General features: G+C 58.3%; 24 protein-coding genes. 11 read left to right on the top strand and 13 right to left on the bottom strand.

Translation table 11 applies throughout. The features are described 5' to 3' along the window. The gene (locus G5S47_RS07690) at positions 1-2,127 is read right to left on the bottom strand and encodes a transglycosylase domain-containing protein (RefSeq protein ID WP_179370028.1); all 2,127 of its coding nucleotides are present in this window, start codon (positions 2,125-2,127) and stop codon (positions 1-3) included. Positions 2,128-2,288: 161 nt separating this feature from the next. Here G5S47_RS07690 and G5S47_RS07685 point away from each other — a divergent pair, with 161 nt between their 5' ends. Continuing rightward, the gene (locus tag G5S47_RS07685; protein WP_006680452.1) at positions 2,289-2,624 is read left to right on the top strand and encodes a WhiB family transcriptional regulator; all 336 of its coding nucleotides are present in this window, start codon (positions 2,289-2,291) and stop codon (positions 2,622-2,624) included. A 91-nt stretch (positions 2,625-2,715) separates the two neighbouring features. Further along, complete coding sequence (sp36, locus tag G5S47_RS07680) at positions 2,716-2,877, top strand: Sp36 family protein (RefSeq protein WP_006680451.1); 162 nt, start codon at positions 2,716-2,718, stop codon at positions 2,875-2,877. A 137-nt stretch (positions 2,878-3,014) separates the two neighbouring features. On the opposite strand, the gene G5S47_RS07675 is transcribed toward sp36, so the two are convergent. The 3 genes from G5S47_RS07675 to G5S47_RS07665 all read right to left on the bottom strand — a co-directional run bounded on the left by G5S47_RS07675 (position 3,015) and on the right by G5S47_RS07665 (position 6,196). Continuing rightward, complete coding sequence (locus G5S47_RS07675) at positions 3,015-3,698, bottom strand: Crp/Fnr family transcriptional regulator (RefSeq protein ID WP_040318335.1); 684 nt, start codon at positions 3,696-3,698, stop codon at positions 3,015-3,017. A 343-nt stretch (positions 3,699-4,041) separates the two neighbouring features. Then, positions 4,042-5,184, bottom strand: coding sequence for a hypothetical protein (locus G5S47_RS07670; protein WP_103632937.1), 1,143 nt, complete (start codon positions 5,182-5,184; stop codon positions 4,042-4,044). Positions 5,185-5,239: 55 nt separating this feature from the next. Next, entirely contained in the window at positions 5,240-6,196 is a 957-nt protein-coding gene (locus G5S47_RS07665; protein WP_179370026.1) for a hypothetical protein, read from the bottom strand. 66 nt (positions 6,197-6,262) lie between these two features. Between G5S47_RS07665 and G5S47_RS07660 the strand changes: the two genes are divergently transcribed. Further along, complete coding sequence (locus G5S47_RS07660; RefSeq protein ID WP_219585511.1) at positions 6,263-7,126, top strand: hypothetical protein; 864 nt, start codon at positions 6,263-6,265, stop codon at positions 7,124-7,126. 95 nt (positions 7,127-7,221) lie between these two features. On the opposite strand, the gene G5S47_RS07655 is transcribed toward G5S47_RS07660, so the two are convergent. Then, positions 7,222-8,022: an HAD family hydrolase gene (locus tag G5S47_RS07655; RefSeq protein WP_006680446.1), complete on the bottom strand. Its 801-nt coding sequence runs from the start codon at positions 8,020-8,022 to the stop codon at positions 7,222-7,224. 231 nt (positions 8,023-8,253) lie between these two features. On the opposite strand from G5S47_RS07655, the gene G5S47_RS07650 reads away from it, so the two are divergent. Genes G5S47_RS07650 through G5S47_RS07640 form a run of 3 tightly spaced genes read left to right on the top strand, consistent with a single transcriptional unit; the run spans position 8,254 to position 11,443 of the window. Then, entirely contained in the window at positions 8,254-9,291 is a 1,038-nt protein-coding gene (locus G5S47_RS07650) for a CpaE-like family protein (RefSeq protein ID WP_219585510.1), read from the top strand. 29 nt (positions 9,292-9,320) lie between these two features. Beyond that, positions 9,321-10,586 carry a TadA family conjugal transfer-associated ATPase gene (locus tag G5S47_RS07645; protein ID WP_257878445.1) on the top strand — a complete coding sequence of 422 codons (1,266 nt, stop codon included), beginning with the start codon at positions 9,321-9,323 and terminating at the stop codon, positions 10,584-10,586. Then, entirely contained in the window at positions 10,583-11,443 is an 861-nt protein-coding gene (locus tag G5S47_RS07640; RefSeq protein WP_219585508.1) for a hypothetical protein, read from the top strand. The genes G5S47_RS07645 and G5S47_RS07640 overlap by 4 nt, the downstream gene beginning before the upstream one ends. Positions 11,444-11,499: 56 nt before the next feature. On the opposite strand, the gene G5S47_RS07635 is transcribed toward G5S47_RS07640, so the two are convergent. The 4 genes from G5S47_RS07635 to G5S47_RS07620 form a co-directional block, all read right to left on the bottom strand. Then, positions 11,500-11,706, bottom strand: a complete 207-nt coding sequence (locus G5S47_RS07635) for a hypothetical protein (protein WP_219585507.1) — start codon at positions 11,704-11,706, stop codon at positions 11,500-11,502. A gap of 13 nt (positions 11,707-11,719) precedes the next feature. Further along, positions 11,720-12,265: an antirestriction protein ArdA gene (locus tag G5S47_RS07630; RefSeq protein WP_257878444.1), complete on the bottom strand. Its 546-nt coding sequence runs from the start codon at positions 12,263-12,265 to the stop codon at positions 11,720-11,722. A 151-nt stretch (positions 12,266-12,416) separates the two neighbouring features. Further along, complete coding sequence (locus tag G5S47_RS07625; RefSeq protein WP_219585506.1) at positions 12,417-14,021, bottom strand: AlwI family type II restriction endonuclease; 1,605 nt, start codon at positions 14,019-14,021, stop codon at positions 12,417-12,419. Positions 14,022-14,143: 122 nt separating this feature from the next. Further along, positions 14,144-16,048 carry a Dam family site-specific DNA-(adenine-N6)-methyltransferase gene (locus G5S47_RS07620; RefSeq protein WP_257878443.1) on the bottom strand — a complete coding sequence of 635 codons (1,905 nt, stop codon included), beginning with the start codon at positions 16,046-16,048 and terminating at the stop codon, positions 14,144-14,146. Positions 16,049-16,164: 116 nt separating this feature from the next. On the opposite strand from G5S47_RS07620, the gene G5S47_RS07615 reads away from it, so the two are divergent. Further along, positions 16,165-16,740: a recombinase family protein gene (locus G5S47_RS07615; protein ID WP_257878442.1), complete on the top strand. Its 576-nt coding sequence runs from the start codon at positions 16,165-16,167 to the stop codon at positions 16,738-16,740. An 848-nt stretch (positions 16,741-17,588) separates the two neighbouring features. On the opposite strand, the gene G5S47_RS07610 is transcribed toward G5S47_RS07615, so the two are convergent. Beyond that, positions 17,589-19,055, bottom strand: coding sequence for a recombinase family protein (locus G5S47_RS07610; RefSeq protein WP_219585504.1), 1,467 nt, complete (start codon positions 19,053-19,055; stop codon positions 17,589-17,591). Between G5S47_RS07610 and G5S47_RS07605 the strand changes: the two genes are divergently transcribed. From G5S47_RS07605 to G5S47_RS07595, 3 genes are all read left to right on the top strand, one after another. Then, positions 19,049-19,189: a DUF4244 domain-containing protein gene (locus tag G5S47_RS07605; protein WP_257878441.1), complete on the top strand. Its 141-nt coding sequence runs from the start codon at positions 19,049-19,051 to the stop codon at positions 19,187-19,189. The two genes, G5S47_RS07610 and G5S47_RS07605, sit on opposite strands and share 7 nt — an antisense overlap. Before the next feature lie 212 nt (positions 19,190-19,401). Further along, positions 19,402-19,731: a hypothetical protein gene (locus G5S47_RS07600; RefSeq protein ID WP_219585503.1), complete on the top strand. Its 330-nt coding sequence runs from the start codon at positions 19,402-19,404 to the stop codon at positions 19,729-19,731. 44 nt (positions 19,732-19,775) lie between these two features. Continuing rightward, on the top strand, positions 19,776-20,135 hold the full coding sequence (locus G5S47_RS07595; RefSeq protein ID WP_219585502.1) for an Rv3654c family TadE-like protein: 360 nt from the start codon (positions 19,776-19,778) through the stop codon (positions 20,133-20,135). Positions 20,136-20,775: 640 nt separating this feature from the next. Here the strand turns inward: G5S47_RS07595 and G5S47_RS07590 are convergent. The 3 genes from G5S47_RS07590 to G5S47_RS07580 are packed head-to-tail and all read right to left on the bottom strand — an operon-like array spanning position 20,776 to position 24,409. Next, a complete protein-coding gene (locus tag G5S47_RS07590) occupies positions 20,776-23,472 on the bottom strand; it encodes a DEAD/DEAH box helicase (protein ID WP_219585501.1) in 2,697 nt (898 codons plus the stop codon). Then, positions 23,469-23,948, bottom strand: coding sequence for a YbjN domain-containing protein (locus tag G5S47_RS07585; RefSeq protein WP_006680427.1), 480 nt, complete (start codon positions 23,946-23,948; stop codon positions 23,469-23,471). Before G5S47_RS07585 ends, G5S47_RS07590 begins: the two co-directional genes overlap by 4 nt. Further along, positions 23,948-24,409, bottom strand: a complete 462-nt coding sequence (locus G5S47_RS07580; RefSeq protein WP_179370019.1) for a YbjN domain-containing protein — start codon at positions 24,407-24,409, stop codon at positions 23,948-23,950. The genes G5S47_RS07585 and G5S47_RS07580 overlap by 1 nt, the downstream gene beginning before the upstream one ends. A gap of 305 nt (positions 24,410-24,714) precedes the next feature. Here G5S47_RS07580 and G5S47_RS07575 point away from each other — a divergent pair, with 305 nt between their 5' ends. Beyond that, on the top strand, positions 24,715-25,704 hold the full coding sequence (locus G5S47_RS07575) for a phosphatase PAP2 family protein (protein ID WP_219585500.1): 990 nt from the start codon (positions 24,715-24,717) through the stop codon (positions 25,702-25,704). Positions 25,705-25,936 lie beyond the last annotated feature (232 nt).

Here is a 25,936-nt window from a genome sequence, read left to right as displayed (position 1 = left end):
TTATTCGGAGTCTTCCTCTTCGTACTGCTCGGTTGCCTGAGCTGCGGGCTGCTGAGTACGAGGCTGCGGGGCGGGGGAACCGATGCTGACCATCGGCATGGGCTCGATCGGAGTGTTCGCCATAACGGCTGACATGTAGGGTGCCCAGATGGTGCGACCAACGAAGGTCTCACCGTAAAGCTGGGAGTAGTAGACGCCGTTGATGGTCACGTTTTGAACGGGCTGGGTTGAAGCGTTCGCGTGGCCAACCCATGCCGAGGTGGCCAGAGAGGGGGTGAAACCGCTCATCCACGTGTTCGAGTTGTTATCCGTTGTACCCGACTTACCGGCGAACTGGCGGCCGTCAGCGATGTGTGTGGACGTGTAGTACTGGCTCACGGCCTGTGTCAGCGTCGTTGCCGTCTGCTGGGCGGCGGTTTCGGGGATGACCTGGCTACATTCGGGCGTGTATTCCTTCAGCGTGTTCTCGTCGCGGTCGGTGACCGACAGGATCGCGTTCGGCTTGCAGTAGTTACCGTTGTTCGCGATCGCAGCGAAAGCACCGGCAACTTCAAGCGGGTTTGTTGACGAGGTGCCCAAGACGTTTGCCGGGAAGAGGTCGGCGACCTCGCCGTTCTGGGTTACGCCAAGGTCGTAGGCAGTCTGGAAGATCTGACAGAAGTCAACGCGCGATGCCATGTTCACGAACGCTTGGTTAACCGACAGGCCGGTTGCGCGAATGACGTTCATTGCGCCGTCCTTGCCGGGAAGGTCGACGACGTTGTAGGCGCCGGTGTTGATCGTTTGATCGCCACAGTGGAAGGCGTTCGAACCGTAGTAGCGGTTTGCTGAACCAACGGCTTCGTAGGCGCTGTGGCCTTCCTTGAACCATTGCAACAGGGTGAAGACCTTGTAGGTTGAACCGACCTGGAACTGACCATCGGCGGCGTAGTTTGCCATGGTCTGGCCGGCTTCAACACCGTAGTTGGTGTTCTGGCTCATCACTAGGATGTGTCCGGTGCTGGGCTCAACGGACACCAGTGCGGTATCAACGTCGGAGGCGTCGTCGACGGGGATCGCGCTGGTCAGTGAGTTCCAAGCGGCCGCTTGCTTCGTCGGATCAAGGGTGGTGCGGATCGTGATGCCCGCGGTCTTCAGCATGTGTTCGCGTTTCGCGGACGTATCGCCGTAGGTGTCATCGGCAAGGAATTGTGACAGGACGTAGTCGCAGAAGTATGCGGAGGAGCCCGATGCGCCGGAGCATCCTTCGGCGGAGACGTTCGGGTTCAACATGTCTTCAATGGTGGTGGCGAGGCCCGCGTCGTATTCCTCTTGCGTGATGATTTCCTGTTCAAGCATCAAGCCAAGAACAAGGTCGCGACGTTCTTTTGCTGCTTCAGGGTATGACAGAGGATTGTATTCAACGGGGGACTGGACCAAGCCTGCGAGCATTGCTGCTTCGAGGTAGTTGATTTCAGAGGCGCTCTTGGAGAAGTAGCGCTGCGATGCGGCTTCGACACCGTAGGTGATGGGGCCGAAGGGCGCGATATTGAGGTAACCGGTGAGAACCTGATCTTTGTCCAGCTTCCGTTCAAGGGCGAGAGCGTATTTGATCTCGCGGAGCTTGCGGGCTGCGGTCTGTTCGGTTGCCGCGTTGACCTGTTCAGCGTCGCCTTCCAAGTAGCCCTTTTCAAGGAGGGCGTTTCGAACGTACTGCTGCGTAATGGTGGATGCGCCCTGGGTGCCGGTTTCGGCCAAGTTGTTGACGAATGCGCGGGCGATGCCGGTTGCGTCAACGCCGTCGTGTTCGTAGAAGCGCTTGTCTTCGACTGTGACGATGGCTTGCTTCATGATGTCGGCGATGTTTGCCGAGGGGACGACGATGCGCTGTTTGTCGTAGAAGCGTGCAATCACTGCGCCTGTTGAATCGAGCATTTGCGATTCTTCTGCGGGCTCGACGACTTCAATTTCGCTGGGGAGGTCGTTGAAAACTTCCGGCATCGACTTGGCGGCGAGCGCGAGAGATCCGGTGAGCGGGACGAACATGCCTGCCCCGAGCACGCCGATGAGTGCTGACGTGGACACGAATGCCACGAGGAGCGCGACGAGCTGTGCGGGCCGGATAAGGCGCGAGTGATTGTGCGACATAGGTTAAGAATACGTGTTGGTGAGCGCTCCGCAGTGAGCAGACGCTTCTTTTTTGTGTGACTCTCTGCCAGGGCGAGACATCTTCGGTTTGTTAATTACTGTGGATGTGTGTATCGTCACAGGTGGAAGCTCATAGGCGAGCGATTTGGAAGTGCATATTCATGACCACCATTGACCAGGATCAGAGTTGGGTAGCAAAGGCGCTGTGTGCAAACTCTGAACCTGATGCTTCATTTGTTCAAGGGGCTGCGCAGCGCCAGGTACGCCTGCGTTGTTTGCAGTGCGAGGTCCGTTTGGAATGTCTTGCTGACGCCCTGCAGTCCGAAGCCAATTTTGGCGTGTGGGGTGGGTTGACAGAGCGTGAGCGACGCGCAATGCTTCGCCACTACACGACCGTTGAAAATTGGCGGGCCTGGCTGGAGTCCTCCCCGGATCCGCTGGCTGCTGAGATTCGTGCGGCGAAGGTTCCGCGGGTGCTTGCGCACGTTCGCGGGTGAACATCAGTTTCGTTTGATGCCACTGATTGACGAGGCCGCGACGGCGTGGCCGTCGTGGAACGAGTGGCAGTGAAGAACGTAGGATTGAGCCATGACTAAATGGGAATATGCAACGATTCCGTTGCTTACGCATGCCACGAAAGCAATTCTTGACCAGTGGGGTTCTGACGGGTGGGAGCTCGTTCAGGTGATCCCCGGTCCGACTGGTTCAGAGAATCTGGTTGCCTACTTGAAGCGACCGATCGAAGACTGAGCTGTGATGGCCTGATCGGTTGGCGCTTCGCTGACGGATTTAACAGACTGAATACGACTGGGGGGCTCGGAACTAAAAGTTCCGAGCCCCCCAGTTGCGTCTAATGAAGGATAAACCCCGAGGGTTACCTTGTGAGATCAGCGTGCGCGACGTGCCAGGCGGTCAACGTCGAGCAGGGTCACTGCGCGACCTTCCAGGCGGATCCAGCCACGGGAGACGAAGTCGGCGAGCGACTTGTTCACGGTTTCGCGCGAAGCGCCAACCAGCTGAGCAAGCTCTTCCTGGGTCAGGTCGTGAGGAACGTGAACGCCCTTGTCGGATGCAGTGCCGAAGCGATCTGCCAGATCCAGCAGAGCCTTTGCCACGCGACCGGGGACGTCGGAGAAGACGAGGTCGGACAGAGACTCGTTGGTGCGACGCAGACGCTGGGCGAGTGCCTTCAGCATGTGCTTTGCCAGGGTCGGGTTCGTGTCGAGGATTTCCATGAGGTCTTCGTGGTCCAGGTGGAGCAGCGAAACCGGGGAAACGGCAGTTGCGGTGGTGGAACGCGGACCCGGATCGAACAGGGTCAGTTCACCAATGATTTCACCGGGGCCGAGGACTGCAAGCAGGGACTCACGACCATCGTTTGACGTGTGACCGAGCTTCACCTTGCCTTCGGTGATGATGTAGAGGCGATCGCCAAGGTCGCCCTCGTCAAAGAGAGTCTCGCCGCGACGCAGGGTCGTGTGGCCCATCTTCTGTTGCAGGGAAATCTGCTGGGAATCATCGAGGCCGCCGAACAGCGGGACTTGGCTGATGAAGTTACCGTCACCAATCATGTGGCGGGGCTCCTTTCTGCTCGTGGCCTCGTGGGTAACGAGGTCGAAACCATTATTGAGCACTCGTGTGCCATAGGACATACGAGACTGATACACCACACAGTATGCCCTGTTGACCGCTACTAGGTGAAGAAACCGTGTGGACACGCCGAAAACGCGCATATAACCGTCGAATCTGCGAGCGTTTGTGCGTTGATCACAACGAGCAGGCGACCTGTTTTATTCCTCTGTCGTCTTTGTTTAATCACTGTTCATCCGGCTTATTGCGCATGGTCTGGGCATAAAAACGCCGGTGGGTGCAAGCTTTTGCTTGCACCCACCGGGGAGAGCCTGATCAGGATCTTCAGCGCAGGCCAGCGGCCTTTTCTGCCTTGCGACGTGCGCGCGCAGTGTAGTGAGCGCTGGTCGGGTTCACCTTTTCGACCTCGGAACGCAGGACCTCTTCGGCGCGACCGGTGCGACGGACTCGGTGGGACAGGATGCCAATGAAGATCATGGCAATACCCATCAGAAGGAATCGACCGGAATAACCGGCAAGCTGGACGTGGTGCGTGAAGTTCGCGCCCACCGTGTTCCAGTTGTACAGCCATGTCAAAACCGGCTTGGTGTATTCGGCGGTCATGGCCGGAACAACCAGCCACGGCAGACCAATGATCGTGGTGATCACACCGGAGAAGCAGGGGCCAAGTGAGGACTTACATGCAGCGATCAGCAGAGCAGTGCCGATCACAATTGCAACCAGAAGCTCACCCAGTGCCAGCGTCGACACAAGAGGAGTGTCGGTTATCGGAGCACCCGTCATCGCATTCGTCATGCGCGAGCCAGCATCCGCGGCCAGATACCAGGCGATCGGTGCCAGGATGAAGAACGAGAGCAGGGAACCCCAGTGTGCTCCGGCGCGCGACGGCATTTCTGCTGTGAGGGTTGCGCCTTCAAAGATCGAATCATCAAGCGAAGTTGGAGTCGTCGCAACGAAAGGCTGCTCCGGTTCGGTCGTTTCAACAGCCTCTTCGCGGGGCTTCCACGTGGTTTCAGTTTCTTCCTCGACCTCTTCAACCGGAGCGGCCGTCATAAAGGAACGACGCTGAACGGTCGATGCTTCAACCGAAGCGGGAGTTGCAGGAGCTTCGTCGGTAGCGGGAGTGTCAACACGATTCGCCATCACGTCACGCGGAGTCGGAGTCGGATCCGAAACCGGGTCGATGACGATCGCAGGAATACCGTCCGTCATCACGGGGATGGTGGTCGTGTGCGGGGTCAGAATCACGGGCTCAATCTGGCCGGTCTGAACAAGAGACGATTCGCCGATAATGTCGTCCGCGCTTGAGATTTCACCTGGAAGGTCAACCTCTTCGCCGGTCAGCGGAAGTGCTGGGCTATCGGCAGCTTCACCTTCGGCCATCATCGGTTCATCGCTGAAGTATTCGGATGTTTCGGGTGCGACGAAGTCATCGTCCTTGGGTGTTGTGAAATCCTGATCAGACATGGTGCTCCTCCTGCTTGTGGGTACACACTATCGAGAAAAATGCCGGACTTTCGGCTTATTTATCCGCTAGGCGCGTTTCGTCACCATTGTTTTGGTCACGCTGTGTATCAAGCTGGGTGGCCTCGTCCCCTACGCTGACCCGCTGTCGTGCCACGTAGATACCCATTGTGGAGGCGCCCAATAGACATCCCAGGGACGCAATGACGGGAGACGCAAGCGCCAACTGAGTCGTCACCGAGGGCCCCGGAGTGACCACGGAACCCGTGATTGATGACCAGAGCGGAACCAGCATGTACGTGGGAACCGCCATGATCAGCCACGCGCCAGCCTGCGGGCCGGTCAACGAAAAACGTGCGACCAGAGCAGTTAAACCCAAGAGAATCGCGGCGATGATTGTTTCGAGAGCGTGCGTTCCCGCCGCCGGCTCCAGTGCGGACAGTCCGTTCGCGCTCACCGCGCTGGTGTCATTCGGTGCCGCTAAGACAAAGAGTACTGACGCAATCAGCGTTGCGGGAATCGACAACGAGGCCACCCACGTGTGCCGATGCCCTGTAATCGCAGGATAGGGAACCAGAGAATCGATTTTGACTGCCGGGTAGCGCGCATACGTCAGCGCAACCGCGGCACATCCGGTGATCAGAGTGACCGACAGTGGGTAGAGGCTCCACAGGACCGACGAACGCATATCTGGCAGATCCAAAATCATCGACTGCAAGAGTGGAACGCGCAGGTAACCGGCTGCTTGGCTCAGCCCAATCGGAATTGAAAGTGCGGACGTCACGTACATTCCGGCGGGAGACTCCTCGCAGTTCAGTGATACCAATGCCAAGATAATCGTCGCCAACGCGACACCGATCAAACCTTCGACCGAAGCCAGTGGCAGACCAACGGCGGCTTGCGCCTGTAAATCAGCCATCGACGACCCCATGAAGATCAGGGCGACGGGCGCAAAAACAAGGGCGTATACGCCACTGCGCACGTGCTCAGAACGGGGGATCGGGCGAAGATTCATGCCTCAAGTATGTCGCACATCCGGGCATATGCCCGCCCAGTGGCCACCGGTTAGTAGTCTGAAGAAGTGACTATCGATTCCCTTGTTGACCCCACGCTTGCCGTCATCGCCGGTGCGAGTGCCCGCGAAGAAGTACGTTTGGCTTGCGAGGACGCCTTGAAGGCGTTTACCACGTTGCGCTTTCACGAGGGATTGCGTCGCGGTTGGGAAGAAGCTCGCGCCGAGGCGTCAGTCCGTGAGGCAGCAGCGATTGCGATCCTGTGTGGCGCCAGAACACATGTTGACGACATGCGTATCGCCTCAATGAATGACGTGCCTTGGTCTGCTGTCACCGATGAACGCACCGGATCGGGTGCCACCCGCGATCCAGCGATGGACCTGGCACTGGGGATTTGGAGGTCCCAAGCGAACCTCAGGGCAGGTTTTGATCCTTTAAACGCTCGAGTTCCCACCCGAAAAACCCCTCGGCCGCTTCCGGCCCTGATCGCGGGACTCCACCGAGATGCCTGTTCCGGCCTCGTCGAATCGGGAAGACTCGATGTTGGACACGTAGCAATTCCACACGACGGCGGTGCGCTCGCATATGCGATGACGCTGATCAACGGGCAATTACCGGCGCTTGTGAAAGCAGCCTGCCTGGTTGCGCACTTCCGGTTTCGCACCGTCTTTGATCCAGCATCTGGCGCGGTCGGGTATGGGCTTGCGCGATGGCTTCTGGTCACCCAAGGAGTTGAACCCACGGGTGTCGCAGTGATTTCAGCCTTCGATGCTGAGAACCAAGCGGAAGCCTCGCGCGCGCTCGGCGGTTGGGTGGCTGCCAGCGAGGAAAGCGTTGCCAGGTGGCTTGTTCATTCGATACGCGCATTCGAATACGGCGCGAAGATCGGCGCTGACATTGCTTTCCACGTCCAAGCTGGCAGGCTCAGCTAGATCGCAAGGCTCGTCAAGTACAAGCAGGTCCGACAGTAGGCGATTCAAAAGGCGACTTAGCCCAGAAACCCGCAGGTGACACGTTGCCCTAGTAGTTAGGCGCGCTTTGCTGTCACATACCCTACGGCTGCCGCGCCAATCGCCACACCCGCGCCGATCATGGCAAGCGTGCGACGCGACGGCGTGGGAATCGTTCGGTGCACAGCTGCGGTCGAAGTGAAACGCATGATCTCCCACCCGTTCTTCACGGCTGCCTCACGCAAGCCCTTGTCGGGGTTGACGGCGATCGGGTGGCCGACGGCAGACAGTAGAGGAATATCGGAAACAGAATCGGAGTACGCCCAGCATTCATCCATATTCCACCCGCGTTTGGCGGCAAGCTCTTTGCAGGCCGCCGCCTTGTTCGCCGCCTGGTTGTAGTGGAGCACGGTGCCCGTGTACTCACCGTCGTCATTCACTTCAGCGATCGAGCCGAGACAGGCATCAGCACCCAGCATCTTGCCAATCGGGCGAACGATTTCAATGACAGATGCGGACGCAACAACAACGGGTCGCATCTGGTCATGATGGAACTGGATTTCTTCGAGTGCCTGCGTGAAACACACCGGGTCAATCGCGTGGCTGATGGAGGATTCAACGGTCGCTTCAAGGAGGGAAGCATTCATGCCTTTGGCCAGGTCACCGATCGCTTCAGCCATCTTGTCCATCCGCTTTTCATCTGCGCCTTTGAGCAGGTAGGGAAGCTGGACGAGGACGGACATGGCGGCAGCTCGGCGCGACAGGAGGCCGGCGTCAACGAAGGAGCTCTGAAGAGCAATCGAGGACGACGTGGCAAGGATCGTCTTATCAAGATCAAAGAAGGCAGCTGAATTTCGCTGAAGCGGGGGTTGAATCATCACATGCTCCTTGCCATTCGAGGGTCAGCGGGACGGATTAGAGTCGGCACTGACGTATTTGGTGAAATTGCGGGGCTTGTGACCCCGCTTATCCACAGGTCGATTGGTATCAGATTAGTCTTCCACAATTTCACTACGCTCACGTGGAATCTGCCTGTTCGCAGTGCAAGAGTGCGTCCAACGAGTCGGGTCTTTTCAGTGGGGCTCGGCGGGTGTGTTGGAGGAAACTCGATGGGTAAACGCAATACTTTCATCCGGGGTGCTCGGCGTGGGCTGGGCAGATTCGGGACGGTGAAGCCAGAGTATGCGCCCTGCACTGCGCGTCTGATTCTCGACGGTCTTACCCGCAACGATGAGCGCTTCGTGCGTCGCATGATTGCGCGCGAGCACGTGGACATCCAGGTGGGTGATGCGCACTCGTGGCTCGAGGACGCAGACGAACGAGGCCGGACACCTTACTCTTCGCCTCTTCTTGTTATTGCCGGACCGTACGCGATTGGCAGACTGGGAAGCACCCGCATCGAAGTAGGAGCTCACGGCCAATTCCGCCTTCCTGAAGACGAGGACCTTCTTCGCGCCATCCTTCGTGAACACGCTGGACAACCGCGCGAAGAAACGGAAGCGACAGCATTGTCTTCAACGCATCCATCCCGCCCATGTATCTGCGTTGCTGGGTGGAACGGAGGAGTCGGGACCAGCTCGATTGCGCACCAACTCGCGCATGAGCGCGGCCTCGTACTCATTGACGCAAGCGGACACGCACCAGCCCCATCGTGCGCAGACCTACCGGAGAGCCGTGGCGTGCGATGGGCGGATCTGGCGTACGGGGAAGTAGCGTATTCACCCGAACTTGCGCGCACCCTGCCCATCGTTCAACGCGTCAGCGTGTTAACGGGGGATGGGCTTGGGGTCGCTACGCCACTGGACTCTCGCTTAGGCGCGGTCATTTCAAGTCTGAACGAAGCCGGACACGGGTGCGTAGTTGACTGTGGACGGTGGGACGAGAGGTCGGCCGCCTGCGTGGGTGCACATGCGAGCGCACTCGTATTGATCGGACGAGCAGACCGCCAGGGCGCCACCCAGTGCGCGTGCTCGTTGACGTTGTGGCCACTTCAGTCTTGCCTGCCCTGCGTATTGCTGACTACGACGGGGAATAGTGGGAATATCCGCGCGCTGACTAACGCCCCGGTCTTGACGCTCAAGCGAGCAATACAGGCGCACTGTCGTCGCCTGTTCCACGAGCTTGGAATCGGTGAGGGTGCGCTCTGATGTTCTTCACGCCCCACGCACCCAAAAGCATGCCTCGTCAGAAAGCTCAGAATCCACCCGAAGACGGATGGCGACTGAGCCGTCAAGAAATTGAAGAGCGAACACTGCGGCACCTGGCAACACACGGTGACCTCGAAAAAGCCGTCGCAGAAAGCGCTCGCCCCGGCGCGGGCGTCGACGAAATGCGACACCTTCAAGAAAGAATCCGAACTCTCGCCCAGGGAACCGGGCCGGAAGTCGCCCGCCTACTGGCAATCAACGGAGTCACCGACGTGCTCATTAACTCCACTCACGCGTGGATCGACCGCGGTTTTGGGTTGGAAGAACGCGAGTTTTCACATTCAACGGACGCCCAAACGCGCGCCCTCGCTGTACACATGGCGGCCGCCTGCGGGAAACGCCTTGACGATGCCAGTCCCATCGTTGACGGAACACTCGAAGGAGGAATCCGACTCCACGCTGTCCTTCCCGCCCCCAGCGCATCCGGGACACTCATCTCGCTGAGAACCCCGCGCGCTCGCGGGATGGGACTGAGTGAAATGGAGGAGTGCGGGTCGGTTGCTCCCGTTGTGGCTCAGGTGCTTCGCGCATTGTGTGCTCGTCGTGCCAACGTTCTGATTTCCGGGGCAACCGGCAGCGGAAAAACGACGCTTCTTTCAGCCCTGCTGTCGCTTGTCCCTCACGACGAGCGAATCGTGTGTATCGAAGAAATTCCGGAACTCCACCCGGATCACGCTCACGCTGTATCCCTTGTCGAACGGCACCCGAATGTGCAGGGTAAGGGTGGGATCAGTCTGTCGGAGCTCGTGCGAGCAGCCATGCGAATGAGGCCCGACCGTCTGATTCTTGGTGAATGTCGTGGTCCGGAAGTTCGCGACGTCATGCTCGCGTTCAACACTGGGCACGACGGCGGATGGGCCACCCTGCACGCAAACTCTGCCGAGGATGTTCCCGCCCGATTACATGCGCTGGGAGGCCTTGCGGGACTCAGTGATTCCGCGGTCATTAACCAATCGGTCGCAGCGTTTGATGCGGTTATTCATATGCGTCGCAGTGCCATAAAACCCCAGGTTTCTCAGCCGTCTGACGAAGCAGAGCCGCACACTGATGCGTCTTACGCGGAACAGGATCAGCTCCCCGGGCGATGGGTCGGGCAAATCGGCATATTGAAACGTCAGGGCGGTGAGCTTGAGTGTGGGCTTGCGCTTGAGGTGAGCCAAGACGGGACAGCCCATTTCGGTAGCGCTTGGACTGACATGCAGCGCCTGTGCGGGCTGGACGGCGGTGCGCCATGATCAGCCTTGTTGCCTGCTGCGTCGCAGTCACTACCTGGATTCTTCTTGAGTATGCGCAGGTCAGACATGAAAAGAACCTAGTGAAAGCGTGGGGTAAAAAAGTCGGAATCAAGAAGTCATCGCACGATCGCGACAATGCTGGACACTCCAGCGTCTCTTCTGTGCCGGATAGTTTGGCTCGACGCCACCGAACCACTCCGTGGCGTTCGCCGCTCACACAGCTAGATGGCGCGCGCTTTGCCCTTCTTGTCGCGGATGTGGCCGGCAGATTGCGTGGAGGTGCGCCGACCGGTGTTGCTTGGGAGACTTCGTGGAAACGGTTCATTCCCGATGTGGTGTTCGCTGGGATTGACGAAGTAGGAACGCCCCTGGTCTTGACGGACATCATCGGCTTGAAAAGCATTGGGCACCGTATTCCCCGTTCTCTGAAGGAAGCGAGTCTTGGGAGGTGGATACGTTCCGTTCAGGGTAGTGGGGTTATTCATGCCTCAAAGGCGCTGGATTCAGCCTGCCGTTTAAGCGGAGCAACGGGCGCTCCACTGGCACATATCCTCGATGCGGTTGCCGATGTGCCAGCCGGAATCGGCACGCGATTCTTGGAGATGTACGGCGGCAAAATCTATCCCGAAGTGCTCCACATTCTTGACCAGCGGGAGAGGAAAAAGGAAGCCGCCACTGTGCTGTGGGAATCGGCTGCGGCAACCAAAGGTCCACTGGCTGACCTGCGCAGGGAGCAAGCCCGTAAGTTGCGTGCTGAGGTTCGGGCTGGCGACTACGAGCTGGACGACCAGAAGGAACGCGATGTGCCTAGTGGGCCAGAGCAACAAGCCACTGATCACGGCCCTTCACTGGGCTAGTTGGCAGCGCAAAAGACAAGACCCCGTAGCCGTGTTGGCTACGTGGTCTGTTACTGTCAGTCGTCGGCATCCTCGTCCGGCGGGATCACGATCTCGATCCCGTCGAACACCTCGGCGATGGTGTAGGCGTCCAGGCACTCCTCCTCGCACAGGCCGTCGATGAACAGACTGTGTTCCAGTGCGCGGTTCGCTGTGGCCTCATCCGAGTATCGGATCGCCAGGTCGGCGCTGTGCTGGCGTCCGATAACGATGTAGTGCGACATGGCAGCCGCCTCCTCACATGACCCGGAAGACGAACAGGCCGCCCTCGGGGTTGTCGTGGGTCGCGTAGTCGAAAGCGAGGTCACGGGTCCAGGATCGCCAGTCGAAGTAGTTGGCGATCTCGTCGGGGACGTCAGCGAGCAGGCCGGTGTCATCGGCCAGCTCACGGGCGTAGTCCTCGAAGCTCTCCCACTCGCCGCAGTAGCGCTCCATAAAGTCGGGGATGCACGGCAGGTCTGAGTTTCCCTCGGCGACGTAGTCGCCGGACTCGACCCACGCAATCAACGCCAGCCTGAGGTGCTCATCGACCTCGGCCAGGCACCTGCCCCAGGCGGCTGCGTCGGCGGGGCTCATCTCTCCCTTGACGGGGATGTTCTCATGATCCATGACCCACAACTCGTCATGGGAGTCTGCACGCGAGTGAGCGCCGTGTATGTCGTAGGTGGTGATCTCGTCAGCGGTTATGGCGTCGTACCAGTCGCCGACCAGGCGGCCTTCGTTGTAGCAGGCAAGGCAGCCGATCCAGACTCTGGGGGTGGTGGATATGACAATAGTCGCCATGGTGGGTTCTCCCTTCGATCAGGGAGAGCAGCACCGACGCACCGGGCAGCCGTGCTCAAGTGAATGTGGCGCTCAGAAAGGCACGCCGGGCACTGCTCTCTCAGGAGAGGTCCCGGCTCCGCCTCTGGCGGGGCTTACGAAGAGGCGGTTCCTAGACTCCAACGATCTCTGCGATACGCGTCTTCCACTCCGGAGCTCCACTGGTTTCGAGGCGCGCCAATGAGGCCTCGACAATGACGTCGATAAGTAGTGCAGGCTCAAGTCTTTCATTCTTGACGCCTACGTGAAGAATCTTCCTAAGCTGTCCCAGCGTCAGTGGTACGACATCTAGATTTACTCGCTCGTCATTTCTCTTATACCAGACACCAATCCGGAAAGTCTCTGCAGTATTAGTGTCTATGCGGCGCGCGATGAATAACCCATAGACGACTTTGCCAAGGGGCTCAAACTGTTCCAAGACATCAGCGACATGCCGCCTAACGGGCTCACCCTCGGCGGCTTCTTGACGTGAGTTTTCAGTGAGAGTCACTTCGACCACGAGGACAGATTCTGCGTACTCCGCGATAACGTCAGCGCCGCCTCCTGATGCCGTACTCACAGGCAGGAAGTCCTGATCTATGTTGAAGCGCCTTACCTTATTTGGAGGTACAACTAGGTGATCAAGGGCTAAGAGAACGCGCCACAGTAGCCACTCGAAGTATGCGGGACGTTCTTCCTTCGGAATGAAGAGTTGCTCCTCGCCGAACTCTTGGGTGCTGCGGTTCTCATCAAGCATTTGCAGATAGGCGAGGATCTCATCAATTTGATTTCCCTGGTCCGCTGCATAGCGGATTTCTTTAGCATCGAAGATCACCTGCTCAAGATCGTGCCGCGCCAATGAGACGCCTTCGGGCGTGGAAAGGTCATAGTTCGATGTGTCGAAATCGATTGTCCATTCCGAAGCGATAGACAACAGGTCGGATAATACTTCCGTAGCGCCATCTTGAGTGTCGGTTGGAAGCGCTGCGCCTGATGCAATCAGGTCCAAATACTCGACGGCGTTGAGTTGCGGTTCTGGTGTCGCAGCGAGCAACTCTGCTGTTTTCTTTTTCTCTGGAACGAGCGTGATGCCTCGTCCGCGCGATTGGAATAACCCAGTTGCCTTCAGATAGCGGAAGGACACATCTTGGTAGTCGTAAAGGGTTCCGTAGTTCAGCCCTCTGCTTTCCGCGATGGCTCTGATGGTTTGCGTGTCAAATCTGCGCTTGGCGTTGGAGGCAGCGCGAAGGAGGCGCTGCCTCATGATGTCCTTCACGATCTCGTCGAGATCATCTTGCCCATTGGTGAGAATTACAATCGAGGCCATTTCAAGCCGCGATATATATGGCTCACTATGTGCCTCTTCCAGTTTCTCAAGAATATGAACCACGTGTTTGAGCGGAGAAAAGCCCGCAAATTCGTAACCGGGTTCGAGTGGGCTCGGTAGGCGTAGTGCCGCCAACGAACGGAGCATGACTTCTTGCTCGCCCTGTAGAGACTTGGCGGCGAGCAATCTTCTCCCGTTTGGAGTCAACGTGAAGGGTGCGCCTATCTCAGATTGATCAACACCATTGATCTTTGGCCTCATCCCGACGTCTGGCCAAAGGAACCCGAGCTTTACGAGGACACTCCGCCACTTGCGAGCGATTGAGGTTATATCCGTGGTCGTCTCCGCCAGGGATATGACTCCGGAATCGTCTAGCGCGAGCGCAATGCTCTCCTCTTGAGCCTTGCTCATATTCCCTTCAAAACCGTTGGCTATAAGCGCCTCCAGACCGCCCTTCAGCCGAAACGGACTACGTATAGTCGTGTTCGCAATATGCCAGGGCCGAACTCTCGGCTGGACTACCGGCGCACTCATCAGTAACCCACAAACAGGTATTCAAGGACCTGATTCTTGTTGTCTCCAACTTTGTGGCCTTGGTTTCCGAACGAGTATCGGTGGTTCACTGGAACAACCTCTACGTGGCGTTTGTACTTGCTCATCAAAGCAACCATCTCCTCCAGAGTTGGCTGAGAATTGGAGGAGTAGGACACTAGCAGCACAGACTCGCGGTGGCGTTTGAACAAGCGATCAAATGCGTCATGCGCACCGCTCCGTGAAGAGAAGGGCGTTGGGTAGGACTTGAACTTCTTGGTGAGAGTGTGTTCTTGAATCTCTACGTCCACCCAGTCCCGTGCAAGTCCTTCGACGAAGTGGTAGCGACGCACATACTCATTGTCGGACAGCGGTGAGTAATAAGGTGGATCAATGTAGACAAGCGCGTCCTGCTGCGGTCGAACCGTCATAGCGTCACCGTGACGGGACTTGGAATGTCCCTTATTGTCGAACACCGCGTCATTCAGCGAATCAACAGCTGCTAGGAAGTGCTCGGCGAAGCTAGTTTGCAGATCTTTTCGACCGTCGTCATAACGCATGCCGGTATAGGTAAAAATGCCTCGTGGCCTCTTTTTCAGGCAGGTTCGTATCAGTGCAGCCATCGCAATGGCGCGCTGATGAGGATTACGGATTCGGGATATACCAACTCGCATCGAGTCAATGAAATGGTTATCCGCGTCTTCGTAATAAAGACCAGAAAACGTATTAGCGACGAACCCATCGTTGGGAAATGTGGTTTCCACGAGCTTCCGAGCACGATCTTGCGGTAATAACTGACTAGAGTTTTCAATCAGCGCTTTAGTTATGTTGGCACTGAAGGCCATGTAGTCGTTGGACAGTACGTTCTTGCCCTTGGCTTTGAACATGTAGGAAACAATTCCAGAGCCTGAGAACAGGTCAAGAACGTTTTCGTACTCAAACTGACTCGCCACCGACCAAATATCAGTCAACAGCTTACTTTTAGAGCCCATGTACCTTGTGGCAGGGAACCTGAGCGTTTGATCATCCAGTGGTTCGGGCGCAAGTTTGAGAGTAAATCGTTGCTTAGGCGGAATCTCGACAACGACGTCTTCACCTGTCCGGCGATCTCCACGCGAGGAGATGTGGCGTTTAGTCTGGAGCACATCGATCTTGAAACCTCTGTACAATTCGTGGACCAGTGGGTGATTAGAATTCGTTAGAACTACGTGACACCCGAGCTCATGGAGCCTCTCGACCTCAGCGGCCAACTCGACGTGGTCTTCTTCGTAGAACTGTTCCTTGGTGTAGCGCTTAAAGTCTGAGTACTTCGATATAGGCAAGTAGGGCGGATCGAGGAAGACTAGGTCACCAGGTTCTGCATGTGCGGCGAGCACTGCTTTGTAATCCCCCAGAGCGATCTCGACTCCCTGCAAGCTTTCAGACACGGCATGGAGATTCTCTACGTCCAGAATCTTCGGATTGCTATATCCCGCAAATGGCACATTGAAGCCACCGGATCGATTCACCCGGTACAAGCCGTTGAAACATGTCCGATTGAGGAAAATGGTTCGTGCCGCTGCTTCGGCCGTGGCAAGGGTTTTCCAATCTTGAGCACGGACGTCATAGAAGTGGTCCTCGTTGTTCCTATGGACCTTAAGATGCTTGATTACCGCAGGCAACTCATCGCGAATTGCTGTATATAGGTTCACAAGTTCGGGATTGATGTCGGCGATAACACCGGAACTCGGCTCAAGGGCGAAGAACAGTGCTCCGCCGCCGAAAAACGGTTCGATGTATTTTCCAAACTTCTTCGGAAGTCGCCCCATCAGATCATCTACGATCTGGGTCTTGCCTCCAGCCCACTTGAGTACCGGTTTCGCTTTTCTGTGATGCGACACGGGCATCCGGGCTGGGGAACTTTGCATGTTTCTACTGTACAACAAGGTGTACCTGTTTGACACTTCGGATCGCCGCTAGATTCCGTGTAAGATGATGTCCAGGGAGTACTTCATCGGACACCTATGGCGGAAGGTCTTTAGACATGACTAGACGAGTGTGGGGCTACGCAAGGGTGTCCTCGACCGATCAGAATCTGGACAGGCAGCGCGAAGCGCTTGCCGGTGTGGATGCCCTGATTGAGGAGTCTGTCTCTGGCAAGAGCCGGGAAGATCGGGAAAAGCTGCGTTTACTCGTCGGGCTCGTACAGCCAGGGGATGTGATCAAGGTGAAGTCCATTGACCGGCTGGCGCGCAATACGCGGGACCTGTTAGAGACGATCGACGAGTTAGTCGAGAAAGATGTCTCTATTGAGTTCGTAGATACACCGCAACTGAATGTGACGACCAAAGAAGGCCGGGCGATGATTACGATTTTCGCCGCATTTGCGGAACTAGAGCGCGAGTCCATCAGAGAACGCCAACTTGAAGGAATCGCACTAGCAAAGAAGGCGGGTAAGTACGACAAAGCCCCCAAACTCTCTTCCGATCAAATTGACGAGGCACGCGTCCGCATCGCTGCCGGAGTACCAAAGAGCAAAGTGGCCAGGGACCTTAACGTTAGCCGCCAGACCTTGTACGCAGCGTTGAATGGTACGGGCAAGTATGCAGAGGTTTCGTAGTGAGCAGGCTGTCAATCGGCCCGGAGGGGGCGTTCTGCGACCCGGACGAGAGCTACCGCACCTGTTCGGAGTGCGGCGGCGACTGCCAGCCTGAGCCATCAGGTGCTGACGGGTTTGGAGTGCGCATCATGTGGGTGTGCCCGCAGCATGGCGTCCACAGCGTGGTGGACCCATTCGAGCACCTGCGTGAGCAGGACGGGCGGGAACGCGAGCAGCAGTAGTTCAGCAATGCCGGCGAGCGGCAAGTTTCGCTCCGGTCATTGGCTCGGGGTTCGCCACGGTGAGCGGTGGCGGCGGCCTGGTTGGGGCGCAGCGTACGGATCATCAAAGCAGATCACGACTTGGGCAAGTCGGTCGTACGTGGGCAAGGGCGGCATGAGGGTGGGCGGCCGCGCTTTGTGCCTGCCCCAACCCTGAGCGGTGGGCCTGTAGGGCGAGCACCTCGTCTTCAGGACAGGGCTCGTGAGAAAGGGCGGCATGAGGGCTGGTTGCGCCAGGTCGCAGAATAAAGAAACCCCCGGTCAGACGTACATTAGTGCTGTTAGTGCAGTCTTCACCCCAAACTTTTACTTCGCTATATGGAGTGCTATTACTTACCCCTATTGGGGTCATCTCTGCTAACGGCGAAAATCTAGATACTTAAAGTTACGGATGAAGACTGCACTGGCTTCACTTTCCTACCGCTGACCAGGGTTTTTGTTTCAGCACCGTTCATCCTGAGACCGTTCGTCTCACTGGTTGGATGCTCTTGGAACCGTGGGGCAGCGATCCGCAGCCATTGTCCGCCGCGCTCCAACCCTGAGCCCTGTCAGGTGCGAGCAGTCCTCCTGCCTGCGCGAGCCATCGGGCTATGGCTGCCCGATCCACTCAACTCGCAGCCGTGCCGGGTCGATGGTGCGGTTGCCCTGGCTGTCGAGCACCCAGGGGCCGCGTTTGCCGTCTGGTCCACGGTCGGCGCGGTTCACGATGATCCGCAGCCCTAGCGCCTCCAGGATCTGGCGGCGACGGACGATGTCCAGCCGCTCCCATCGGTCGGGTATCTGGTCGGCCAGGGCGAGCTCAGCCAGCGGGGACTCCGAACGCATGGCTGCAAGGCGCGACTCCAGCCGTTCTGCGTCCTGTCCCAATGCCGCCAGCTTGGGCCTAGCCTCATCAGGTCGCAGCACGCCGTCGCCCACGAGTTCGGCCAGGTTTTTCCTGCGCATGCGCACAGCGGCCAGTTCTTCTTCGAGCGGTGCGGTGTCGGGGACCTGCTTCAGCTGAGCAATCACGCGGGGGTCGCTGATCTGGGCCAGCACCCTGGGGACGATCAGGGCCTCAAGCTGGTCCGAGCCGATGCTGGTGCAACGTGTACGGGTGCAGGTGTAGACGCGGTATGAGGGTGCGCGGGTGCCGTTCTTGCGCTTCTTCCGCAGCGCCCAGGTGGCGTACAGCCTGTCGCCGCACACCCCGCAGACCGCGAACCCGGAGAGCAGGTGCTTAGGCTTGCCCGCCGACGGCGCGCCCGACTGCTTGCGCCCCGACTTCACCCGCTGGAACTCCTCCCAGACCTTCATCGTGATGATGGGCTCCCATTGTGGCTTGGCTTCGGGGTAGACGACTCCTTTGTAGACCACGATCCCGGCCATGCGCGGGTTGCGCAGTATGTGCATGGCGTCAATGGCACGGAATGCCTTTCCGCCTGGCGTGGTGATGCCGCGCTTGTTCCAGCCATCGGCTATCGCCTGGTAGCTCTTCCCAGTCAGGTAGGCCTTGTAGGCCTGTCGGATCGCCTTGGCCTCATCGGGGACATGCACGATCTCACCATCAACGCGGTCGAATCCGAACGGCCTGCGGGAGAACTGCCACGCACCCTTCTGCGCACGTTGCTCGTTCGCGGCGACGCGGCGCAGGGCCTTCTGCTCGGTCTCGTACTGGCTCCACGCTGCAACAGTGCGCCCGACAGTGCGCCCAGCCGGAGTGGACAGGTCAAGGCTCCCGGACTTGCAGAAGTGGACCGGGACGTTGAGATCGATGATGCGCTCAAGGTCCTTGGTCAGGCGCAGCAGCCGGTCCTGGTGCCAGGAGATGATCGCCTCGGGCCGGGCGGCCAGCATGGCCTCGAAGTCGTCGCGGATGCGGCCGTCCGTTGCCGAGCGGTCGTTGTCGGAGTAGACCGCCACCACCTTCAGTCCGAGCTCCTTGGCCTTCTTGCGGCAGTCCTTCTCCTGGCGCTCGACCGCGTCCTCGGTCTTGTAGCGGTCCTGGCTGACGCGGGTGTAAATGACGCAGGTACCAGCTGCGTCGGTCGAGCGGGAGTCGGGGTGTCTTGCCATGCTTCCATAATACCCGTAATAGTGCTCAGACCGTAGCCACTGCTGGATTGGCTGGACTCCTGATTGTCGTTTTGAAGTCCGGAGTCGTGAAAGGACTGCTTCAAAACATCATCACTCAGGCGCTGTCATTGTGAGTACTGACGTGGAAGTGGGGAGGGGTATATACCCCTCCCCACGGGGAATCGAAAGGAAACCGCGTTGGCCGGGTCAGCGCCTGTGGAAACGAGGGCTCGAAAAGGTGCGATTCGCCTGGTGCGTGCGTGGAGATACGCATTTCAGGCACTTCCATGCTCGTGTAGCCGATGGGGCAAAACAGACACAGCGGAGTCGCGATGAAACAGGTTCAGTGACGGTCGAATTGGCAATTGGTTGTGTTGCCATCGCACTGATGCTGGCGCTGGTGCTCGGTGTTGCCTCCACAGTATTGGCGCGTCAGAGCTTGTGCCATTCGGCAAGTGAAGCAGCGCGTGCCGCGATGATGGGAGTAGCGAATCCAACCCAAGTTGGAGCTACAGCGTTGGGCTCTCTTGCCCACAAAGGGGCAAGTGTTTCAGTTGTCGAAAACGGTGAGTGGGTTGAAGCTCGCGCCACGTATTCAAGGCATGCGATTTCAGGACTGACCATTGGCGACAACACGTGCACGATCAGAGCCAAAAAGGACTCGTTGGTGCCATGAAAGCGTGCACGACACCGCCTAATCGGGAACCTCGTAGACGGGTGGTGGAAAAGGAAGAGGGCTCGGGCACGATCCTCGTTACCGCTATCTGTGCGCTGGCGCTGATCTGCCTGCTGGACATTGTGTTCGCAGGTGCACTCTATTCGGCGAAAGCTCGTCTGGATGCGATCGCCGACCTTGGAGCGCTCGCGGGCGCGGATGCGTCGGCGACTGCGCAGTGGGAAGACGTGGGGTCCAGACCGTGTGAGCTGGCGGGCGACGTGGTGGCTCGTAACGATGCGGATCTCGAGAGCTGCGAAGTGGTCGAGTCAGATACCCGAATTGTTGTCAGACAGTCGGTTGTTGTCATGAATATTCCGGTGATGCTTCGTTCCTGCGCGCGTGCTGGGCCTGTGAACACGTGAGGTGAACGTGAGACCTGATGTGTGAAGGAAGCAAAAACTCTCAGAAAACTTTAAGGAAGACTCAATGGTTTCCCAAGGAGAGCTCGCTACTGTAGTAGGCATCAAGAGGAAAGCGGATGCGAAGGAAATTGGACGCTTCGTAACTGACGGAAAGGGCGCTATTCGAAGACTTGACTGTGTTGATGGGATACCACAAGGGGCTAAGCCGTAAGGCTTAGCCCCTTGTGGTATCCCAGCTACGTTGTTTATGGGCATGAGCCCGCATTAGCCCTCTTGTTTATGTGTGCGTTGTACCCCGTGAGTAGTTGGTTGCGGGTAGAGGCTGACGGTTTTGGTTGCCCCTTCAATCCATAGCCTTCAACCCACAGCATTTTCATAGGGAGATTCGGTGGTCTTCTCAGGTTGGGTGTCTACATTAATAGTCATCACAAAGGAATACGGCGAACGAACCACAAGGGTTCGTCACCGCCGACGGAATTGTTGAGGAGACGCTATCGGGAGACTCTTTCTGTGTTGATGGGATGCTCCAAAGGGCCAAGCCGCAAGGTTTGGCCCTTTGGAGCATCTACGCCACCATCACGTGGCGTATTGCCAGGATCAGGCCACACTCTCGAAGAGCCCAGTTGCACAAAGAAAAGCTTCAGGCTCCCGGCGCACGCTCGGCAAGGAACCGCGTCAGAACAATGGCGCCAGCCTTCGATAGTGGCTCATTCCCATTCCCGCACTTCGGACTTTGAACGCACCTCGGGCACCCGTCCTCGCAGTCGCAGGATTCCAGGGTTGAAAGCACCATCCGCATCCACTCACCTGCGTTCTCAAATCCAGCGGAAGCATACCCAGCTCCACCACGGAACGCATCGTGCACAAACACAGTCGGCAGACCCGTGTCATCATGTTCCGCGGTTGACAGGCCACCCAAATCCCAGCGATCACACGTAGCCAAAAGGGGCAGGAGCCCAATCGACGTATGTTCGACCGCGTGCAACGTTCCAGGCAGATCCTCGTTCCCGATTCCTAATCCGCGCAACTGCACCTGAGCGGCCGGCGACAATTCGTACCAGACCGCCTTCGTTGGCAGAGTATGCGTTGGCAGGTGAAGCTCGATGTTGCGAATGAACTCAAGCCTCGGCAGGCGCAACAGGTCGTAGTCGGTCACGCGAGTCGACACATCCACACTGCCAAACGACCAGGTCACAAGCCCATCGTCGGATGTCCACGTGTCGTCAATCGACGTGATCGACACGGACACACGTTGCTTGGCGCGCGTACGCAGGGGAGTGCGGACCTCTTCGACGAGCGCAATCCGTTGCTTCTCCTCAGGGGTCGGTGGCGCGATGTAAGAGATAGGTCGAGGCCGAGCGGACGAGGTGCCGGCGTCGGGTTGGCCCCCAAAAGAATCGCTGGCCGGCTGTGCGAGCGTGCCCGCACTCCGCTCCCGTGGCACGCCCCCGCCACTTCGCGCTTCCTTAGCAGGCGCGGCGCTCATCATCGGTGAATACTCCACGATGTGGTACGTCCGCCCCTGATGCACGTAAATCGCGTCGGCAAAAAGGTGTGCATCCGCGGATCCAGCGTCCATCGTGCCGATCACCGCGCCCGTGCGTGCGTCGACAATTTGCACGTCTCCCGACCCGCCTCGCAGGTCAGTCAGGTCGGCGGCCCTCTCTTGACGGGTGGCGTCCCAGTACCAGCCGGCTGGTCGCTCGCGAAGGTAGCCCTCGTCGGCAAGCTGGCGTGCAAGACGTGGGAACGAGGCCCCAAACAGCGCCAGATCTTCACCATCAGTGCGCTCAAGCGACAGTGGGATTTCCGAGGCCGCCGCACACAAATGAGGCGCCAACACCCACGGGTTGGTGGCATCAATGACGTTTGCTTCTACGGGGGCAAAAATCTGATCCGGGTGGTGAACAAGGTATTCATCCATCGGGTTATCGGACGCAACCAGAACAGAAACGCCCCCTGCCCCTGCGCGTCCGGCGCGACCAATCTGCTGCCAGAGCGACGCGCGAGTCCCCGGCCAGCCTGCAGTCACCGTCGCGTTCAAACCGGAGATATCGAGCCCCAGCTCCAGAGCAGATGTGGTGGCAACCGCACGCAATCGCCCGCTTCGCAACGCTGATTCCAAGGCGCGACGTTCCTCGGGTAAGAAGCCACCGCGGTACGCGGCAACACGCCCGGCCAGAGGCGAACCACGGGATGAGAGTTGATCGCGAACCTGCGCCGCAACCGACTCAGCACCCGCACGTGAACGAACAAATGTCAGAAGATTCGCGCCTTTTTCGATCATTGCGGCAGTCAGGGACGCGGCCTCGGTCTGTGCAGAAACGCGACGCATCGGCGCTTCCACAACGGTCTCTTCCCCTGCGACCGCTTTCAAGAATGCGCTCATATCCATTTCGGCCTCATCGGGGACGAGGCGCCCCTGCCAGAGGAACAACTGGTGGTCTGAAGCGGGCGAACCGTCGTTGGTCACGCCGATGCACGGGCGGGAGGTCATAGCCTCGCCGACGGCCTCGGGATCGCGGATTGTCGCCGACAGCATGATCATGATCGGATCAGCACCCAGATGGTGCGCGATGCGCAGCAGACGGCGGATGACCAGCGAAATGTGAGCGCCGACGACGCCACGCCAATGGTGGAGTTCGTCAATGACGATGTACTTCAAGGAAGCCAGGAATCGCGTCCAGCGTTCGTGGCCGGGGAGCATCACGTAGTGCAGATAGTCCGGGTTTGTCGCAATAATGTCGGCGTTGGCTCGCGCCCAATCCTTTGTTTCCCTCGGAGTATCACCGTCTGCGGTCACCGCGTGAACCTGACGCAGAGCAGAATCAGAGGGTGCAGCTGACAGTAACGCACACAGGTGTGCCATCTGGTCGGCGGCCAGTGCCTTCGTCGGCGAAATATACAGGCAGGTCGGGCGACGACGAATCTGCGAAATACGCCCGGAGTCTTCGGCGTTCACCAGGTCAGAGAGGATCGGGGTCCATGCTGGCGCAGACTTACCAGACCCCGTGCCCGTCGCGAGGACAACATCATTGCCCGATGCAATGGCATCCAGCGCCTCAACCTGATGAGACCACGGGCGAAGAGCACCTCGTGCTTTCCATGCTTCTACAACGTCGAGTGCAACCCAGGTGGGCCACTCAGCGGTGCGCTCGGCCCGCCCTTCGATGACGTGCATATCGATCAGACGATCATCGCCCGCACCGATATCCATCAGCAGACGCGCAAGATCACCGGCATTCGGGGACGGAATTGGGGCGAAGGAGGCGTCGGCGCGCGCAGGTGTTTCACCATCGAATTGACCGGCTATACCCGACGCGGGAACCTCGTTCACTTGCGCGGGTCAGTCCAACCGAGAGTCTGCTCGGCTGCCTGCTTCATGTATTCGATCGCCTTCAGACCCGTCGAAATGCCTGCGTCAATGTTTTCGGACAGCTGGTCGTTCGAGATCCCGGCGATCGCGTCGATGCTGAAATCAGCGCACACCTGCAGGTTTCCATCTTCGTCCGGCATTGAGTAGACGGTCGGGAAGTACATTTCGCGGTTCCACGAATCTGCGGCGGCAAAAACTTGCTGGGTTGACGACGCAAGCGGAATGTCGGCTGCCCACATCGCGCGGATCGTGATGAAACGGTTCGACGTATCCAGCATGATGAGGAATGGCGTCGTATCGAACATGGCACCGGCAACACGGCCTTCGCTGACCTGCTCCACCTGGAAGTTCTTATCCGAGAACGCCTTGAGCAGACGGTCGAAAGTAATCGGGTAGGGAGTCTGATCATCGTTCGGGACGGCAAAGGGAGCACTCATCAGTTGTCCTCCTGAATATCAAGCTCGTCAGACCACGTGACGAATTCTGGAAGTGCTGCTTCCAAGTCGGTAATAAACGTCAGGATCATCGACATCGACGACTCCCAGAACGCATCCAGCTGAGCCTTCGTGAACCCCTGTGACGCGACCACATTGCACTCGGCAATCAGGCCGAACTTCCCGGCGTCTTCGAGCGGAGCAAGGTACGCCTTGGGCAGGATGCGCGACGAGTTGCACGCCGAAACCTCGTTGACCAGTGCGGTGAACTGAGCGTCGTCGGTGGCAATTCCTCGCCACTGAGCACGCAACTGTAATACCTGCGGGTTCGACATATTCCAGAAGAAAACGGCGTTGCGCGTCGGGATCGCGAGTTCGGCCTCGCCGTATTCTCCGAACGAAACATCGCGATCGGAAAGCAACTGCCGAATCCGCTCGGTGCTGACGGGCGTCGTCGTGGACATCCAGATTCTCCTGAAGATGAAGGAACGAGGCCGTCCACCACCACGGATCGTGATTCGGCGAACGACGTTCGAAAGAGTTGGTTTACTCTATCGAAGTATGCGTACGCCGGCGCGTTCAAGCGCGCTTGTTCACGCCTGACCCGCTCTGTTCAGCGGATATGGGCGGGTTATCGATAAGGTATGTGCGTACCGTTTACTTGTATAGACCACGAAAATGGTGCGGACAGTCCCAGAGTCCTGCTTCGACACTTTCACCAGATGAAGCGGACAGTTCAAGGCAACAGGCACGAAGAGGTGACACGCGTATGCAACGCCCAAACGTTCCCCAAGCGCGCCAGCCTCAACCATCGCGCCTCAACCGACCACGAGGCACGCAAGCAGGCGCGGCCTCGTCCCCAACTAGACAGGCACCTGCCCGCGGGACGTCAACGAGCCACTGGTATGCGCGCCGGCTTCGTCGAAGGATCGTTTCGGCGATCGCATGTGTGATCGGCGCAGTTGTTATCAGCTATGTCGCCGTCACGACGCCCGCTGGGCAGGCTCTGGACACCCTGTTCATGGAAGCCGCGATCCGCTGGAGTGACAGCGCAGGCAACCTGACGCATCTGATCACATCCATTGCATCTGTTCCCGTGATGATCATCGTCGGCGCAATCGTGTTTGTTGTGGCAGTGATCCGTCGTCGCCCAACATTGGCGGGTCGAGCAATGTTTGTCGTGATCGGGGCTAACGCAACAACTCAGATCGCAAAATACCTGCTGGATCGGCCAAACCTCGGCGTGACAACAGACGTTGCAAACTCCCTGCCATCTGGGCATACAACAGTTGCCATGGCGATCGCGCTTGCTCTGGTCATGGTTGCGCCACCGTGGCTTCGCGCACCTTCAGCGTGGGTTGGCTGGGTGTGGACTGCCCTGATGGGGATATCGGTGATGATCTCAGCGTGGCACCGGATCGCGGACGTCGTTGTCGCGTTCCTGATTTGTGGCGCCTGGGCGCTGGCATTGGCGCCGATTGAACACCGCACACGACATATCGGCGGGATGCGCACGTACGTCGCAATGGCCTTGGTGATTGGCTTTATCGTTGCCTCGATCTTGACAGTTGTGGCGCTTGCGGGCGTAGACGTGTCAGCGGTCGCAAACCCCGGACCGTCCGGATACGGCTTCGCCGAGTTCCTTGAAGAATCTCCCAGTCGCGCGCGCATTCTGGCTATCGCGGGCACACTGTGGGTTGTTGTGATTTCCGGCTGGGTCATTGATGAGGTCGATTCACTCAGTGGGAACGAACGCTAATTCTTGTTATCCGGCGCGTGCCTAGAGTCGACACTCGCCCGCCTTCAAAACGACGATCGGGACGTTGGTCCCGTTTTTGCGTTGGTGTGTGTCGTGATCGAAAGATACTAGGGCGTGTTGCGTCAAAGAGACTCGATTTCACTTGAGCAACTACATATAGTGGTGAGCGTTTCGCGCAAGCACTAGATGTAGTGTTTGCGTTCGTGTCTGACCGTTGGGAACGCACCGTTTC

Source organism: Schaalia turicensis, assembly GCF_019380255.1.
Taxonomy (GTDB): domain Bacteria; phylum Actinomycetota; class Actinomycetes; order Actinomycetales; family Actinomycetaceae; genus Pauljensenia; species Pauljensenia turicensis_A.
Note: the sequence above shows the minus strand (reverse complement) of the source record. Positions and strands in the feature narration are given on the sequence as shown.